Genomic DNA, 18,764 nt, shown 5'->3' on the forward strand with positions numbered 1-18,764 from the left:
CACTGTGGGATTTTCGAGCCGTCGTCCGTCCGGAGGCGGTTTTCCATTTGATTTGTCGACAGCGAACCGCCTGGTCGTCATGGCACGGCCCGCCGTATTAAGGATGAGTGAACAAAAATGAACAGAGTTTACCGAGTCGTCTGGAATGCCGTGATGGGCGCATGGCAGGTGGCATCCGAGTTGGTCAAGAGCCACGGCAAGGACAAAAGCCGTACCTCGCTCAGCCTCGTCATCGGCGTGGGCGGCGGACTTTTCGCCTCGGTAGCGGCGGCGGGAGCGTTGCCCACCGGAGGGAACATTGTCGCGGGTAACGGCAGCATTCAGCAGAATGGCAACAACATGGCCATTCATCAGGGCAGCGACAAGCTCGCGATCGACTGGCAGGGCTTTTCCATCGGCAAAGGCAACACCGTCGAATTCGTCCAGCCTGGCAAGGCGTCGGTCGCCTTGAACCGTGTGCTGGGCTCGGATGTATCGGTAATCCAGGGCGCGCTGAAAGCCAACGGCCAGGTGTTCCTGGTCAACCCCAACGGCGTACTGTTTACCCCTGGCGCACAGGTTGATGTGGGCGGCCTGGTGGCCTCTACGCTCAACTTGAGCACCGAAGATTTCCTCGCTGGCAACTACCGTTTCAGTGGCAACAGTGCCGCGTCGGTGGTCAACCAGGGCAACATCAATGCAGAGCAAGGCGGCACCGTTGCCTTGATCGCCGCAAGAATCGTCAACGAAGGCAATATCACCGCGCACAAGGGCAATGTCCTGCTCGGCGCCGGCAGTGTCGTGACGCTCGACCTGGGCGGGCCGGTGCAACTGGAAGTGAAAGAAGGCGCGCTTCAAGCGTTGATCGAAAACGGCGGCGCCATTCGTGCCGATGCCGGCCGCATCCTGCTGACCGCCCGTGCGGCGGAAACCCTCGCAAGCACCGTCATCAACAACACCGGGTTGATCGAAGCACGCTCCCTGGACATCGGTGAAAACGGCCTGGTCACGCTGATGGGGGACCATGGCGATGTGCAAGTCGCTGGGCGTATCGATGTGTCCTCCGACACCGCCAAGGGCGGCAAGATCGTCGTGACTGGCGAGCGCGTGGCGATCAAGGCAGGCGCCGGGCTCGACGCCACCGGCGCCAAGGGTGGCGGCGAAATCAATGTGGGCGGCAGCTGGCAAGGCAAGGACCCGTCGATCAAACAGGCCAGCCAGACCACCATCGCCGCAGGTGCCGTGCTTGACGCATCGGCCACCGACAACGGCAAGGGCGGTACCGTGGTGGCCTGGTCGGATGTCAAGAAAGCGGGCAGCGTGACCCGCGTGGACGGCACCCTGAAAGCCACCGGCGGCGCGAAGGGCGGCGACGGCGGCAAGATCGAAACCAGCGGTGCGAAGCTGGCGGTGAGCAAGGCGGCCGATGCTTCGGCTAAAAACGGCAAGGGCGGCTTGTGGTTGCTCGACCCGGACAGCGTCACGGTGGGGCCGGGTAACGGAGGGTTGACCGGCGGCGCCAACGGGACAGAAGCCACGGTTGGCTTCAACGCGATCGATACGGCCCTGGCCGGCGGCACCGACGTCGCGATCAAGGCCGACAACAGCATCCATTGGAATGGCGACTACACCCCGTCGAGCATCAGCGGCGAGCGGACGCTGACCCTGCAGTCCGGGCACAACGACGGCGGAACCGGCCGCTACGTCTTCGGCAATATTTTCCTCAACGGTGATATCGACGCCAGTGGCGCCGGCAATGGCAACAGCCTCGCGTTGATTCTCAACGGCAAGATCGCGCTCAACACCGATGTGAGCTTGAAGAGCAACGGCGGCAACGTCGTGTTTGCCGGCGTGGTGGACTCCGACGCGGTAGCCAACAACCGCCAACTGCGTGTCGATGCCGGTTCAGGTTCGATCATCTTCAGCGACATGGTCGGCGGTAACAGCGCGTTGGGCTCGCTGTACGCGACCACCAGCGGCGCCGGCAAAAGCTATATCAACGGCGCGAAAGTCTTCACCAGCGGCGAGCAGGTCTACACCGGCGCCGTCGAGCTGGGCACTTCGCAGTTCCTGAACGCCGACTTCGAAAACGGCCTGGTCGGCTGGCAGACGTCTATCGCCCAGTTCTTCACCGGCGTCACCGTGGTCGACGGCGTGGTATCGCCGGATGACCCGACGCTCCCGACCACCTCGCCAACCAACGGCAATGCGCCGAGTGTTTCGCCAGGCGACCAGGGCGACATGAACTACAAACCGCTCACCCCGGTTGCCGCCGCTGGCCAGGGCAAGGACGGCGGCGCTGCGCTGCTGCTGGGTACCGAGAACAATTCCAACTGCCTCAACGCGCCCGCCGGCTGCATCATGCGCGGCCCTTCGGTCGTGAGCGAGGGCACGGTTTCGCTGGCGGCAGGGGAAGCGGTCAGTTTTGATTACAAACCGGTCGCTGGCGGCGACACCTACGATGTCTTCGGCTATCTGTTGAACGTCAACACCGGCGAATACCAGATCATCCTGAACGAAACGGGTAACGGTACCGGCGCGGTGAATTGGCAAACCCGCACGGCAACGGCTGATAGGGCCGGCACATACAAGTTCGTCTTCGTTTCCGGCAGCTTCGACCAGACCGCCGGCAAGCAGGTCGGTGGCTCGCTGTACGTCGACAACATCAAGACCAACACCTCGGGCAGCAAGGGCCTGCAGGGCAGTTCGATCACGTTCAACGGCAGCCTCAACAGCACCGATAACAACCTGGCCATCAAGGCGGACGATATCAACTTCAACGGTGGGGTTGGCAGCGTCACCGGCAACGGCAGCATCGCCCTTGAAACCAACACCCCGAGCAAGAACATTGCCGTGGGCGGCAGCACCGGCGATGCCCCCGGAGCGTTGGAGCTGACCGGCACCGACATCGGCGCGCTGAGCGACGGGTTCACTTCCGTCAAGATCGGTGGCGCCGACATGACCGGTGACATCAACGTCATCGAGCAAACCCGCTTCAATGACAGCCTGGTCCTCGACGCCGGTACCGGCAATATCCACATCAATGACCAACTGACCGTGGCGGACGCACCGGGCACCGGTAACGATGACAACAAACCGGCTCCGGTCCTGGCGTTGCAAAGCAATGGCGGCAAGATCGACCAGACCGCTGGCGGCGCCATTGTTGCCGATGGCCTGGTGCTGTTGGGTAACGGTGCCGTCCATGACCTGGACAACGCCGGCAACGACGTCAATACCATCGCCAGCAACACCGGCACGGTCAGCTTTGCCGATGTCGATGACCTGACCGTTGGCGTTGTGACCATTCCCGACAGCCAGACTCCGGCAAACCCGCAAGGCGTACCGGTTGCCGGCATGATCCAGACCGGTGACCTGAACCTTGTCTCCGACACCCTCACCGTCGGCCAGGCCTTGGTCACCCAGGGCGATACGAGCCTGACCGCCGACGAAATCGATCTCGCCGCGAGCGTCGCCGGTGGTGGCAGCCTCACCCTGCAGCAGAAGACCGATGGGTTGGATATCCACCTGGGCGGCAGCGACGATCCGGAAGTGACCGGGCCTAACGATCCGCTGGTGCTGTCCGACGCCGACCTGGCCAATATCCAGGATGGCTTCGACAAGGTCGTCATCGGTAACGACAAGACGCGCAACATCACCGTCGACGATGAAGGCGCGACCTTCAAGGACGACCTGGCCCTGGTCGCCAACGGCGTCCTGGACCTGTTGGGCAATCTGGCGCTCAAGGACCCCGAAGGCAGCGATGAAGACGGCGCCACCGGCAAGGGCCTGACCCTTAGCGTCGACGCGGGCAAAGGCGCGACCCAGGCAACTGGTGCGACCATTACCGCAGACGAACTGGCCTTGCGCGGCGAAGGTGACTTCAACCTGGGCAAGGGCGGGCATGACGTGAGTGTCATCGCCGCCGATGTCGGCAGCCTGAAATTCGCCGGCAACGGCGACCTGACGGTCGGCGTCGTGGACGGCACCGTGGGGATTACCTCCGATGAGGCGGTCACCCTGAAAACCGATCACGACCTGACGCTGGCCAAAGGCATCACCATCGAAAACGGCCCACGCGATGACTCCAACAATGGCGAAACCCGTGCCGACGACATCATCACCCTGGAAGTAGGGGGCAACACCACCCAGTCCAGCGACGTCGGGGCCAAGCTGGATGCCAGCGGCCTGGTACTGCTGGGCGGCAACTACGCGTTGAACAATTCGGGCAACCTGATCGGCGATATCGCCAGCGAGGCGGGCAAAGTCCGCTTCAACAACAGCGGCGACCTCAAGGTGGGCACGCTGACCGCGACCCATGCCGACGGCACGCAAACCAGCCTCACCGGCGTGAACAACACGGGTGATGTCAGCATCGGCACCCAAGGCAATCTGGCAATCAACGAAGTGCTCGCCACCAGCGGCAACGTGTTCCTCAACGTCGACGGAAAGACCACGCAGGACAGCAACGGCAACATCAGTGCCGACGGCCTCGCCCTCAACGGCGGCGACTTCGAGTTGCGCAACAACGGCAACGTAGTGGGCGATATCGCCAGCGAGGCGGGCAAGGTCGCCTTCAACAACACCGGCAACCTGAAGGTCGGCACGCTGACTGAAACCGACGGCAGCGGCAATCTGGTCAAAACCACGACTGGCGTGAACAACACTGGCGATGTGAGCATCGGCACCCAAGGCGATCTGGCGATCAACGAAGGGCTGGCGACCAGCGGCAATGTGTTCCTGAACATCGGCGGCAAGACCACCCAGGACGGCAACGGCAATATCACTGCCGATGGCCTGGCGCTTAACGGCGGCGATTTCGAGTTGCGCAACAACGGCAACGTGGTCGGTGATATCGCCAGTGAGGCGGGCAAGGTTGCGTTCAACAACACCGGCAACCTGAAGGTCGGCACGCTGACTGAAACCGATGGCAACGGTAACGTGGTCAAGACCACTACCGGGGTGAACAACACCGGCGACGTGAGCATCGGCACCCAAGGTGATCTGGCGATCAATGAAGGGCTGGTGACCAGCGGCAACGTGTTCCTAAACATCGGCGGCAAGACCACCCAGGATGGCAACGGCAACATCACTGCCGACGGCCTGGCCCTCAACGGCGGCGACTTCGAGTTGCGCAACAACGGCAACTTAGTGGGTGATATCGCCAGCGAGGCGGGCAAGGTTGCGTTCAACAACACCGGCAACCTGAAGGTCGGCACGCTGACTGAAACCGACGGCAACGGCAACGTGGTCAAGACCACGACTGGCGTGAACAACACTGGCGACGTGAGCATCGGTACCCAAGGCGATCTGGCGATCAACGAAGGGCTCGCCACCAGCGGCAATGTGTTCCTCAACGTCGCTGGCAAGACCACACAGGATGCCAACGGCAACATCACCGCCGACGGTCTCGCGCTTAACGATGGCGATTTTGAGTTGCGCAACAACGGCAACGTGGTCGGTGATATCGCCAGTGAGGCGGGCAAGGTTGCGTTCAACAACACCGGCAACCTGAAGGTCGGCACGCTGACTGAAACCGACGGCAACGGCAACGTAATCAAGACCACCACCGGCGTGGAGAACAGCGGCGACGTCAGCATCGGCACCGACGGCAACCTGGCGATCAACGAAGGGCTGGCGACCAGCGGCAACGTGTTCCTCAACGTCGACGGCAAGACCACTCAGGATGCCAACGGCAATATCACCGCTGGTGGCCTGGCCCTCAACGGCGGCGACTTCGAGTTGCGCAACAACGGCAACGTGGTCGGTGATATCGCCAGCGAGGCGGGCAAGGTTGCGTTCAATAACACCGGCAACCTGAAGGTCGGCACGCTGACCGAAACCGATGGCAACGGCAACGTGGTCAAGACCACCACCGGCGTCAACAACAGCGGTGACGTGAGCATCGGCACCCAAGGCAATCTGGCAATCAACGAAGGGCTCGCCACCAGCGGCAACGTGTTCCTCAACGTCGACGGAAAGACCACGCAGGACAGCAACGGCAACATCACTGCCGACGGCCTGGCCCTCAACGGCGGCGACTTCGAGTTGCGCAACAACGGCAACGTGGTCGGTGATATCGCCAGTGAGGCGGGCAAGGTTGCGTTCAACAACACCGGCAACCTGAAGGTCGGCACGCTGACTGAAACCGACGGCAACGGCAACGTGGTCAAGACCACCACCGGCGTGAACAACACTGGCGACGTGAGCATCGGTACCCAAGGTGATCTGGCTATCAACGAAGGGCTGGCCACCAGCGGCAATGTGTTCCTGAACATCGGCGGCAAGACCACCCAGGACGGCAACGGCAATATCACTGCCGATGGCCTGGCGCTTAACGGCGGCGATTTCGAGTTGCGCAACAACGGCAACGTTGTGGGCGATATCGCCAGTGAGGCGGGCAAGGTCGCGTTCAACAACACCGGCAACCTCAAGGTCGGCACGCTGACTGAAACCGATGGCAGCGGCAACGTGGTCAAGACCACGACTGGCGTGAACAACACTGGCGACATCAGCATCGGCACCCAAGGCGATCTGGCAATCAACGAAGGGCTCGCCACCAGCGGCAACGTGTTCCTCAACATCGCCGGCAAGACCACCCAGGACGCCAATGGCAACATCACCGCCGATGGCCTGGCCCTCAAGGGCGGTGATTTCGACCTGCGCAATGCCAGCAACTGGGTCGGCGATATCGCCAGCCGAGCGAAGGACGTCAGCTTCGTCAACCGCAGCGACGTCACCGTCGGCAGGTTGACCGAGACGGCACTGGACGGCACCCAGCTGGATCAGATCGTCGGCATCGGCAACACCGGCAAGGTCCAGGTCGTAACGACGACCGGCAACATCACCCTGGCCGAGAATGTCAGCACCACCAGCAACGCCTCCGATGCGATCGTGCTCAACGCCGGTCAATCGGCTTCGGCGGGCGTGGCCGCGGGCGGAGATGTGAAGGCTGGTGCCGGCGTGACGGTGTCTACCGGCGCTAGTGGCCGGGCGGTGATCTACACCGGCAGCCTCGCCGGCAGCACCCGCATGGTCGATGTGGTCGGCAGTGGCAGCGGCAATTTCCGCTACAACAGCGACGAGCAGCAGAGCAACTTCGGCAGGGCGCTGGGCAACAGTGGCGTGCATGCCGTGTACCGCGAGCAACCGACTCTGGTGGTTTCCACCAACGGTACGACCACCCAGACCAAGGTGTTCGACGGCAGCTCCACCTTCAATGGCGGCGGTATCGGCGGTTATGACGCCAACGGTCTGTGGAACGGCGACACCAAGCAGATGCTTGGCAACCCGTTGTACTCAGTGGCGGCTTCAGGCCCGGGCTCGCACTTGATCAACATCGGTGGGCTGGCTGACCTGGGTTACCTGATCGTCAGCAACCCGGCCAACGCCAACCTCACCGTGACTTCATCCATTGACTATGAGGCCGTCCGGCAGAGCGTCGCCGATGCAACCCGCGTTGGCGCGCAGCAGAATTCGCCGCATTCCCCGGAGCTCGATCCGGCCCAGCCGAAGCCGGCTGACTGGTCTGACTACGGCGTCGAGGACGGCGGTCTCCTGCTGGTGGACCAGGGCGGCACTCGGGCGAACGGCAATGCGGGCGACAGCGATTCGGCCGCCCAGGCCGAGGACACCGCCAGCGAGCGGGAACTGGCCGGGAACGTCTGCTCCGACGGCGGGGTATCCGCCGGCGGCGCGTGTGCGGCCTATCCGCCGCAGACCGTGTTCGTCGTACGCGGCGGTGTGCGCTTGCCAAGCCTGGCCATGCGTCCCTGAACCCTGACATCCACCTTTTCATTTGAAGGAGCCCCCTGGCCACGTCCGCGGACGTGGTCATGGGCTCAGGCAAGCCGAATTTTTCGAGATTGATCCAATGCATAACAAACTGATGTCCTGCGCCGCCGGTCTGGCGTTGTTGTCCACTTCCCCGGCCTGGGCGGCAACCCTGCCGGCACGCCCGATCCCCGACGCCGGTCGCATCCTGCAGGAACTGCCGATTCCGCAGCAGGAGCTGCCGCAAAGCATTCGCCTGGATGTCGAGGCGCCACAGCCGACACAGGAAAAAGTCGGCGGCGCCAAAGTCCAGCTCAACGCCGTGCGCTTCACCGACAACACCCGCATCGACGAGGCCAGACTGCAACGCGTCGTCGCCCCGGCCATCGGTCAGGCCCTTGATCTGGACGCGCTGCGCGAAGTGGCCCGGCAGGTCACGCTTTACTACCGCGAGCAAGGCTACCCCTTCGCCCGCGCCTACCTGCCGGCACAACGCATGGAAAAAGGCGAGCTGACCATCGCCGTGATCGAGGGCCGCTATGGCAAAGTCACCGCCGTCAACGACGATGCAAAACTGGCCGCCCAGGCGCAGCCGTTCCTGGATGACTTGCAGCCGGGCGACGTGATCGAGCGTGAGCGCCTGGAGCGCAGCATATTGGTGCTCTCCGACTTGCCGGGCGTGGATGTTCGTCCGGTCATCCGTCCGGGGGAAGCGCTTGGCACCGGTGACCTTAATGCCCAGGTGAGCAAAACCGAGGCCTTCGAGGGCAAGGCCACGCTGGACAACCACGGCAACCGTTATTCGGGGCGCAATCGCCTGACGGTACAAGGCGACTGGAACAGCCCGCTGATGTTGGGCGATCGCCTCAGCGCCGCGGTGATGGCCACCGATGAAGACCTGTATTTCGGCAGTCTCGGCTACTCGATGCCACTGGGCACCTCTGGCCTGCGTGGCAACGTCGGTTACGCCCAGAGCTCTTATGACCTGGGCGCCGAATTCGCCGACCTGGGGGCGACCGGTACCGCCGAAGTCAGCAGCATCGGCCTGAGCTATCCACTGCTGCGCAGCAACCAGGCGAACCTCATGCTGGCCGGGCAGTACCAGCACAAGGACCTTGAAGACAAATACGAAGTGCTCGGCCTGAGCTTTGAAAAAAGCAGCAACTCGCTGCCCATCAGCCTGCAGTTTGACGTCAGGGACAGCTTGCTCGGCGGCGGCATCACCTACGGCGGCGCGACGCTGACCTACGGTGACCTGAAGCTGGATTCGGCCCTGCGCGAAGGCGACCGTCAGACCGCCCAGACCGAAGGCGACTTCAGCAAAGTGAATGTCGACCTCGCCCGCCTGCAAGCGCTGCCAGCCAACTTCACGCTCTTCGCCCGTTTCCTCGGCCAGTGGAGCAACGACAACCTCGACTCCTCCGAAGATTTCAGCCTCGGCGGCATCGATGGCGTACGCGCTTATCCACAAAGCGAAGGCTCGGGCGACGAAGGCATGCTGACCCAGATCGAGCTTCGCTACCCGATCGACAAGTTCACGCCTTACCTGTTCTGGGACGCCGGCAAGGTGCGCATCAACCACAACGAGTGGGCCGATGAGGAAAACAACCGCAGCATCTCCGGCGGCGGTGTCGGTTTGCGCGCTCAATACGGCCAGCTCTCGTTCGACGCAACGGTCGCATGGCGCCACTCCGGCGGCGAAGCGCAAAGCGATACACGCCAGGAAAACCCGCAACTGCTCGCTCAGATCGGCTACTCGTTCTGATTGCATAAAGCCCCCGTGGCGAGGGAGCTTGCTCCCGCTGGGCTGCGCAGCGGCCCTATAAAAAACAGTTCGGCAATTTGAGCGCTTTTCCTTTGTGGCGAGGGGATTTATCCCCGTTGGGCTGCGAAGCAGCCCCTGAGCCAGGCACCTCGGTGTGCCAGGAAGATCGGGTGTGTTGCTTTGGGGCTGCTGTGCAGCCCAACGGGGATAAATCCCCTCGCCACAAGGGGGCGTCGTTCGCTATCAGAACTCGCCTGGGCTGATGTCCAGGCGCAGCCAATCTTGCTTGCCATCCTTCCACCGGATCTGAAATAGAAACCGAATCCCTGTGGGAGCGGGCCTGCCCGCGAATCGGCCGTGGTAACACCCTTCATTCAAGGATTCACACTAACCCCGTGGCGAGGGAGCTTGCTCCCGCTGGGCTGCGAAGCGGCCCTATAAAAAACAGTTCGGCAATTTGAGCGCTTTTCCTTTGTGGCGAGGGGATTTATCCCCGTTGGGCTGCGAAGCAGCCCCCTGAGCCAGGCACCTCGGTGTGCCAGGAAGATCGGGTGTGTTGCTTTGGGGCTGCTGTGCAGCCCAGCGGGGATAAATCCCCTCGCCACAAGGGGGCGTCGTTCGCTATCAGAACTCGCCTGGGCTGATGTCCAGGCGCAGCCAGTCGTGCTTGCCATCCCTCCACCGGATCTGAAATAGAAACCGAATCCCTGTGGGAGCGAGCCTGCCCGCGAATCGGCGGTGGCAACACTGTTCATTCAAGGATTCACACTAACCCCGTGGCGAGGGAGCTTGCTCCCGCTGGGCTGCGCAGCGGCCCCTGAACCAGGCACCTCGGTGTGTCAGGAAAATTGGGTTTGCTGCTTCGGGGCTGCTGTGCAGCCCAGCGGGAGCAAGCTCCCTCGCCACAGGGTAGAGAACGGCATCCCCGCGCATCAGAGAACGGCCCAAATCGAACGACCGTTTATCGCCCCTCAAAAATTTGATAGCTTCAGTTCTCGCTTTACCTGCCGCTATATCGATTTGTTGCCGGCCCGGTACATAATTCCTCGCTTGGCAATTCGCGACAGTGACCTGGCCGAACACAACAAGAGACCTGGCGAATGGACAACGGACGATACGAAAGGCCGGCAGCGGCGGCGGAGGGCTCGGCGGCGTCCGACGCGTTGCCGCATATTCTGCTGATCGACGATGTCCCTGAAGACATCCGCGCCACGCTCATCCTGTTGAAGACCCAGCCCTGGCGCATCTCCCTGGCCAGCGATGCCTATCAAGGCTATCAACGGGCACTCGCCCTGCGCCCGGACCTGATCGTGCTGGATGTGCACATGCCGCAAATGGATGGCTTCAGCCTGTGCCGGCTGTTGCGCGAGGCACCGGCCACTCGGCATACCCCCATCCTGTTCCTGTCGTCGGCGAACACTTCATTGGAGCGCCTCGAAGGGCTGACGGTCGGCGCGGTCGATTACATCCCCAAATCCTGTGCCCCCGAAGAAGTGCTGGCGCGGATCAAGATCCACCTGCAACTGACCTGGCGCGCGCCACCGGCATTCCACGAAAGGCCGGCGGATCCGGAACCGCAAGGCGATGAAATCGTGCTGCGCGCGGCGATGCGCCTGATCGAAAACCAATTGGACGACATGCCGTCCCTCGGCATCCTCGCGCAAAAAGTCGGCACCCATGAAAAACGCCTCTCGGCGATTTTTCGCGAACACCTGGGGATGACCGTGTTTGCCTATATCCGCGACGCCCGCTTGCGTCGTGGCCAGGATCTGCTCGCCGAAAGCGCCATGAGCGTGCAAGACGTCGCCGAACTGGTGGGTTTTCGCAACGCCTGCAATTTCACCACGGCGTTCCGCCAGCGAATCGGCATGACGCCCAGTCAGTTTCGCCAGCAGACCCTGGGCACCAGCGAAATCGAGTCGGCCGGGCGCGCCTGATGCGGCTACTGCAGTTTTTCTTGCTGACGATAACGTTGTTATCCACAGGCCTGCTGCGCGCGGCGCCTGTGGATATCTGCCGGGCTGACCAACTGGACCTGATGCCCTCGGCGCAGATTTTCGAAGACGCCCAGGCCAATCTGAGCCTGGAACAAGTCGCCCAGCTGCCCGAAAATGATTTCAACTCTGCAACCGCGCACTGGCCGACCCAGGGCTATAGCCGGTCCGCGTTCTGGTTGAAATGGCAGTTCACCAATTCGAGCGCTGAGGCGTGCTCGCGCATGCTGGTCGTCGGGGCGCCGCGCCTGGAAGACATTCGCGTCTATCAGCCGGGGCATGACGCCCATGCCGGCGGCGCCTATCCCTTGGCCGAATGGCCGCAGCCAGCGGCGCGTCAGCCGGCATTCCCGGTAACGTTGGCGGCAGGGCAGAGCACCACGGTGTTCGTCCGGGTGACGAGCAACTTCCAGATGCTGCTTGAGCCGGAACTGTGGTCCGAACCGGCGCTGCTGCGCAGTCAGCAACAGACGTACCTGAGCGACGGGCTCACCCTCGGCATCGTCCTGCTGGTCGTCCCGTTCGGCCTGATCGTCGGCTGGATCCTCCGTTCGCGACTGCTCAGCGTGAACGCCGGCGCGGTCCTCAGCTACATCCTGCTGACCTGCATCCTTAACGGATATTTGATCTACTGGCCGAGCGCGCTGGGTTGGACGCGTGAGCTGCTGACCTGCGCCAGCGCGATCTCTTTCGTCCTGTTCCTGGCCTACTTCCGCGTGCTGCTGCAGGTATCCCAACTGCCCAGGATCATCGCTTGGAGCTATTGGGTGCCGCTGCTGGGCTGCATCTTCGGCCGGCTCTGGTGGCTCAAAGTCGATGCGGTCCAGGGCGCGCAGATGGTTCAGGTGGCCCTGTTCAGTTTTTATGGCGTGCTGCTCGTCACGCTGTTCATGGCCTGGCGCGCACGCCTGAGCTACAGCTGGATGGCCTGGCTGGTGCCGGCGCTATTGCTTGGGCAACTGCTGATGCGGATCTTTTTCCCTCAGGAACAATTGCCCTGGCAGTCGCCGCAAAGCAAGTACAGCTTGTCGTCCACCTTGGCCGGCGTGGTCCTGCTGGTGTGTACGTTGCTCATGGAAGTTGCCCGCAGCCGCAACCGCGAGAAGCACGCCCTGTCCACCCTCGAACAACAACGCCAGGCCGAACACGAACGGCTGGAAAGCACCGTTGCGCTGCGCACCTCGCAACTGCGTGAATCGCTGGCGGCCCGCAGCGCGTTGATGGCACGGATCAGCCACGACCTGCGTTCGCCGCTGGTGCGCATCATCGACTACGCACGCCTGCTGCACGCCGGGCCCAACCGCGACTATCAGGCGACGATCGAGCGCAACGCCCGCCAGCAACTGGAGCTGATCGACGAAATGCTCGAGTTTTCCCGTGGCGAGCTGGAGCAGATGCAACTGACCCTCGCACCGGGCTACCTGTACGGCTTCCTCCACGAGATCGCAGATGAGGCGGGTTTCCTCGCTGCGCGCCAGGGCAATACTTTCGAGGCGAACTTGGCCGATGACCTGCCGCCGCTGGTGGAAGCCGACTTCAAACGCCTTCGGCAGGTATTGATGAACCTGCTGGCGAATGCGGCGAAATTCACCCGCGATGGCCAGATCCGCTTCGAAGTGAGCGCAGGTCCAGGCGCCAGCGCCGGCACCGTGGAACTGCACTTCAACGTGATCGACAGCGGCATCGGCATCGACCCGCAAGAATTCGAACAACTGCTGCAACCGTTCCGCCGCGGCCGCAATGCGCAGCGCTACGAAGGCAGCGGGCTTGGTCTGTCCATCGTCACGCAATTGCTTGAACGCATGGACAGTCGCCTCGAACCCCAGGCCACCGGGCAGGGCAGTCACTTCAGTTTTCGCCTGCAACTCAAATGCGCCGAGGAACACGACCTCGAAAACGGCATCGTCGACAACAACGCCGCGCCGTTTGATGGCCAGGGCAAGCACGTGCTGCTGGTGGATGACATCGAGCAGAACAGCGAGTGGCTCTACGATCTGCTGGCCGGCTACGGCTTTGACGTGAGCATCGCGACCAACGGCGAAGCGGCCTTGGCCTGCCTGGCGGAACAACCGGTCGACCTGCTGATCAGCGACCAGATGATGCCCGGCATGGACGGTTGGGAACTGCTGCGACAAGTGCGCAAGCGCTGGCGTCATCTGCCCGTGATGCTTTATTCGGCGGTGCCGCCACGCAGGCCGCAGGATTATCCAGAGGATCTGGAGTTCAATGCAGTATTGCTCAAACCCGCCGACAGCCGCGAACTGCTGGCGTGGGTCAAGGCACTGGCCTGCCCGGACACAACGCGTCGTGCGTTGGCTCGGGAGTTCTAGCATGCCGGGTTTGAGTTACTGGTTGCTCCTGATTGGCAGTCTTTCGGCATGGCCCTGGACGGTGGCGACTGCCGGCCAAGAGGCGCCCGGCGCCCTCACGCTCGACGAAACCACGGTGACCGCCCGACGCCGCGAAGAAGACCTGCAAGACGTGCCCATCCCGATCAACGTCCTCTACGGCGAACAGCTGGACGAGGCCGGCCTGCACTCGCTTCGAGACATTCAACAGCGCGTGCCCGGCCTGATCGTCTCCGGCCATGACGCCCGTTACGCCGGTTTCGGCCTGCGCGGCTTCGGCGCTACCGCCTACAACGATGGCCTGGAAGGCAGCGTCGGCACCTATGTCGATGGCGTCTACCAGGCGCGCCAGGGCATGGCCTTCACCGAGCTGATGGACATCGAGCGCATCGAAGTCCTGCGCGGGCCGCAGGGCACCTTGTTCGGCAAGAACACCACCGCCGGCGCCCTGAACATCATCACCCGCCAGCCGACCTTCCAGCCTGAAGCCAACCTGGAAGCCAGCTATGGCGAGCGCGGTTTGCGTGAGTTTCGCGGGACGATTTCCGGGCCGTTGCAGGACGACGTACTGGCCGGCCGACTCAACGTTTTCGACAGCGCCTCCGAGGGCAGCGTCGAAAACCTGCAAGACGGCAGCCGCCTCGGCGATGCCGACAGCCAAGGCCTGCGCGGCCAACTGTTATGGACGCCGAACACCGATTTCAGTGCTCGCCTGATCGCCGACTACGCCGAGCAAAACGAAGCCGGCAACGTCCTGTTGGCCAATCACTACAGCCAGCAAACCCGCAAGCGCGCCCAGTTCGTCGGTTATCCGCTGGCGGAGCCCGACCCTTACAAACGCGAGACCCGCATCGACGCGCCGGGCCGTCCGCGAACCCTGCAGAACGGCGTGTCGCTGGAATTGAACTGGGACCTCGACGAGGCGATGCGCTTCACCAGCATCACCGCTTATCGCGACTGGGACTACCGCGCGACCCGCGACGGCGACAGCACCGCGCTGGCGGTGGCGCAGTCCGAAACCGAGCTCGGCCATCGGCAGTTCAGCCAGGAATGGCGCCTGTCCGGCACGGCCGGTTCGTCCGTCGACTACGTCGCCGGCCTCTACTATCTGCGCCAGCAGCTTGACCGTGAGATCGATGCCGAATTCGGCAAGGACGCCGCGCCCTGGTTCGTCGGCGATCAACTCGACCAACTGAAAAAACTCTTCGGCATCAATTTCACTGATCCGAGGCAGGTGCCGTCGATGCTGCTCAACGGCGCCCGACAACATTTCGACGGCGAGCAGAAGGGCGACAGCCGAGCGATTTTCGGCCAGCTCTCCTGGCGCCCGATCGACCCGCTGGAACTCACCGGCGGCCTGCGCTACAGCCATGAGCGCAAGGACGGCTGGATCTCCCGCGACGTCAGCAACCTCGCCCCGCTGACCGGCTTGCCGCCGGTGTTCCAGGCCGGTGGACAATTGCTGCGCGACATCGCCCTCGGCCGTGGTTATTACCGCGAGGACTCGATCGAAGAACACAACGTCTCCAGCCTCGCCAGCGCCAGCTACCGTTTCAGCGAAGCGGTGATGGGCTACGTCAGCTGGTCGCGGGGCTACAAGGCCGGCGGCATCAACTTCGACGTGGTCGGCCCGTTCACCGCGCCGACCTTCGAGCCGGAGCGGGCCACGTCCCTGGAACTGGGCGTGAAAACGCGCTTCTGGAACGAGCGCGCGTTGCTCGACCTTGCCGTCTACCAGACCGACGTCGACAACTACCAGGCGCTCACCTACAGCCCGCCGACCTCGCTGTTCGCGCCGCCGCTGCGGGACAACCTGATCAACGTCGGCAAAGTCCGCCTGCGCGGCATCGAACTGGATTCCGCCTGGCAACTCACCTCGCAACTCACCGGGCGCCTCGGCCTGGCCTGGAGCGATGCGCGCTACCGCAGCTTCCCCAACGCGCCGTGCCCGCCGGCCTCGGGCCAGTGGACCTGCGACCTCAGCGGCGACCGGCTCTACAACGCGCCGGAATGGAACCTCAGCAGCGGCCTCGACCACAGCCATCCGCTGCCCTATGGATTGGAAGCGTTCAGCGGCATCGACTACAGCTTTCGCACCGGCTACTACGGCACCCTCGAAGGTGGCGAAGGCAGCTATCAACCGAGCTACGGCCTGACCAACCTGCGCCTCGGCCTGCGCAGCCAGAACCGCGCCTGGGAAGTGGAAGGCTGGGTGCGCAACGTCTTCGACCGTAACTACATCACCGCCGTGTATTCACTGCTCGGCGCCGGTGACTACGGCGTCATGACCGGCAGCGAACGCACCCTCGGCACCACCGTCAGACTTCGCTATTGACCGAAATGAACCGCGTCGGGCAGAACGCCAGACGATTGCCGCCGGCCTTCTTCGACAGGTACATCGCCTGATCCGCCTTGCTGATCAGCGCATCGACCTCCAGCCCATGCTCAGGGTAAAACGCCACGCCGATACTCGCGGCAATCTCCACCGTCTGCGCACCAATCAGGATCGGCGCATTCGCCGCTGCCAGCATCCGCTTGAGCAACGGCTCGCTGTCCTCCACCTCCTGCAAACCCACCAGCCCGGCGACAAACTCGTCACCGCCGAGGCGTGCCAACGTATCGCCCTCACGCAACGTCGCGTTGATCCGCGCCGCGACAATCTGCAACACCCGATCACCCCAGTCATGGCCATAGCTGTCGTTCAGCGCCTTGAACCCATCCAGGTCAATAAACGCGATCGCCACCTTCTGCTGATGCAGGCGCGCCTTGCCCAACGCCTGGCGCATCCGTTCGGCCAGCAACAAGCGATTGGGCAATTGCGTGAGCGCGTCATACCGCGCATCCCGCTCCAGCAACTGCAAGCGCTGCTTCATCTGCGTCATGTCGCTGCACAGCGCCACGTAGTGCTGAACGTTGCCGTGACGGTCATGCACCGCACTGATGCTGATCCGCGACGTCATCTCCCGGCCATCCTTGTGGCTGCTTTGAATTTCACCGGACCAATGCCCGTGGAAATCCAGCGCATTCTTCATCGGCGCATAAAACGCCGCGAGCCGCCGCACCATGCGATGAGAATTCAACTCTCGCCCCAGCACCTCGTCCTGCGCGTAACCGGTAAGCCGCGTAAACGCCTCGTTCACACCGATGACCCGACCGAACGCATCGACCATGATCACCCCGTCGCGGGCATGACTGAACACCGTCGCGGCGAGCTCCGGGCAAACGTCGCTGAGGTAACGGTCCAGCGCGCCTTCGTCACGGGGCGCGGGCCAGGTCCTGGAATCAAAACCCTGCTGCGCCAGATAGGCGGCCAGGGAAGAAAGGGATTTATGCAGGCGGGTCAGCGCATTCGTAGCGAGCCTGGAGTTGAGGCAATAGCTGCGAATGAAGGTGCGTAGGTTCATGGGAGGTACACGGTGCTCGGGTTGCAGCGGTTGGGGGTGAGTGGATGTGGGCATTATCGGGGTGGGGGAGTGGCGGGGCGTTTGCTGGAGGGGATGGGGGCTTTGCGGGAGGGGAAAGGTTGGGAAGATTTTTTGTGTGGGTTGTATCAGCGCCAGTCGGCGCGGGAGTGTCAGATTTTTTGTGTGCGGGCCGGTAACGGCCTGCCGTTAGGCAGACCTTCATTTACCACGTCGGCCTGATGAACCGATCCCCGTACAGGATCGCGAACTGATTCATGGCGCTTTTCCAGTCATGGGCTGCACTGCCCCAGTTTGCGGTTATATTGCGCAAGCCCAGCCAGATTAACTTGGTGGCAGCTTCATCGGTTGGGAAGTGCCCCCTCGTTTTAATGATCTTGCGCAGTTGAGCGTTGATGCTCTCGATTGCATTGGTCGTGTAAATCACTTTCCGGATGGCGGGCGGAAAGACAAAAAACGGGATGACTCGATCCCAGGCGCGTCGCCAGGCAGCTACGATGGTTGGGTACTGTTTGCCCCAGGGGCCATTTTCGAACGAGTCCAAAGCCGCTTCGGCGGCCTCGGCGTTGATCGCTTGATAGATCGGCTTAAGCGCTTTGGCCAGTTCCCGACGTTTGTCCCAGGCTGCATAGTCGAGGCTGTTGCGGATCAGATGTACGATGCAGGTTTGCAAAGTCGTCTCAGGAAACACCGCGCTCAGGGCTTCTGGCATGCCTTTGAGACCATCGGTCACGGCAATCAGCACATCTTCGACTCCGCGTGTCTTGAGGTCATTGAAGACCTTCATCCAGAACTTGGCGCCTTCCGTTGTCTCGATCCAGATGCCCAAGATATCGCGGGTTCCGTCCGGTAATACGCCCAAGGCCAAGTAGATGGCCTTATTGCGGACCAGTCCTTCTTCCCTGATTTTGACCCGCAACGCGTCGAAGAAGATGACCGGATACATCTGCTCAAGCGGTCGTTGCTGCCAAGCGCCGATCTCCTCCATCACCGCGTCGGTGACCGAACTGATGAAGTCGTGCGAGACATCTGTCCCGTACTGTTCCAAGAGAAACGCGCGAATCTCGCGAACCGTCATGCCCCGAGCGTACATGGCGATGATCTTGTCATCGAACCCGGTAAAGCGCCGCTCATGCTTGGGAATCAGGATCGGCGCAAAGCTGCCATCGCGATCACGGGGAATCTCCAGACGAAGCGGACCGTCGTCTGTCAGAACGGTCTTGCCGCTTTTACCGTTGCGCTGGTTACTCGACTCCTCGGGACGCTCCGCGCCCTGAGGATAGCCAAGATGGTGGCCCAGCTCTGCGCCCAGGGCTCGCTCGATAAGCGCCTTCTTGAAGGCCATCGACGCATCCTGAATCGCCTCGGCAGTCATTGGGCCTTTGACGAACTGATCAATCAGCTCCTTCGGGATCGAAGGGAGCTCGGCTTTGGCCTCCAAGGCCGTCTTCTTTTTGGTTGGCATACATGCACCTCTTCAGCATGT

7 protein-coding genes are annotated in these 18,764 nt (G+C 62.5%); 5 read left to right on the plus strand and 2 right to left on the minus strand.

Annotated elements, in window-relative coordinates:
- Positions 1-117: 117 nt before the first annotated feature.
- The 5 genes from J3P84_RS05320 to J3P84_RS05340 all read left to right on the plus strand — a co-directional run bounded on the left by J3P84_RS05320 (position 118) and on the right by J3P84_RS05340 (position 16,191).
- Positions 118-7,752, plus strand: coding sequence for a filamentous hemagglutinin N-terminal domain-containing protein (locus tag J3P84_RS05320; protein WP_434628462.1), 7,635 nt, complete (start codon positions 118-120; stop codon positions 7,750-7,752).
- 97 nt (positions 7,753-7,849) lie between these two features.
- Entirely contained in the window at positions 7,850-9,514 is a 1,665-nt protein-coding gene (locus tag J3P84_RS05325) for a ShlB/FhaC/HecB family hemolysin secretion/activation protein (protein ID WP_434628465.1), read from the plus strand.
- A 1,100-nt stretch (positions 9,515-10,614) separates the two neighbouring features.
- The gene (locus J3P84_RS05330) at positions 10,615-11,451 is read left to right on the plus strand and encodes a response regulator transcription factor (RefSeq protein ID WP_434628468.1); all 837 of its coding nucleotides are present in this window, start codon (positions 10,615-10,617) and stop codon (positions 11,449-11,451) included.
- Positions 11,451-13,838, plus strand: a complete 2,388-nt coding sequence (locus J3P84_RS05335) for a 7TM-DISM domain-containing protein (RefSeq protein ID WP_434628471.1) — start codon at positions 11,451-11,453, stop codon at positions 13,836-13,838. Before J3P84_RS05330 ends, J3P84_RS05335 begins: the two co-directional genes overlap by 1 nt.
- Before the next feature lies 1 nt (position 13,839).
- Positions 13,840-16,191: a TonB-dependent receptor gene (locus tag J3P84_RS05340; protein ID WP_434628474.1), complete on the plus strand. Its 2,352-nt coding sequence runs from the start codon at positions 13,840-13,842 to the stop codon at positions 16,189-16,191.
- On the opposite strand, the gene J3P84_RS05345 is transcribed toward J3P84_RS05340, so the two are convergent.
- Together J3P84_RS05345 and J3P84_RS05350 are read right to left on the minus strand one after the other, a co-directional pair.
- Positions 16,175-17,260, minus strand: coding sequence for a diguanylate cyclase domain-containing protein (locus J3P84_RS05345; RefSeq protein WP_434628477.1), 1,086 nt, complete (start codon positions 17,258-17,260; stop codon positions 16,175-16,177). The two genes, J3P84_RS05340 and J3P84_RS05345, sit on opposite strands and share 17 nt — an antisense overlap.
- Before the next feature lie 223 nt (positions 17,261-17,483).
- On the minus strand, positions 17,484-18,743 hold the full coding sequence (locus tag J3P84_RS05350) for an IS256 family transposase (protein WP_434577927.1): 1,260 nt from the start codon (positions 18,741-18,743) through the stop codon (positions 17,484-17,486).
- Positions 18,744-18,764: the final 21 nt, after the last annotated feature.

The sequence above is a fragment of the Pseudomonas sp. Z1-29 genome (assembly GCF_051131995.1).
In the GTDB taxonomy this organism is placed as follows: Bacteria; Pseudomonadota; Gammaproteobacteria; order Pseudomonadales; family Pseudomonadaceae; genus Aquipseudomonas.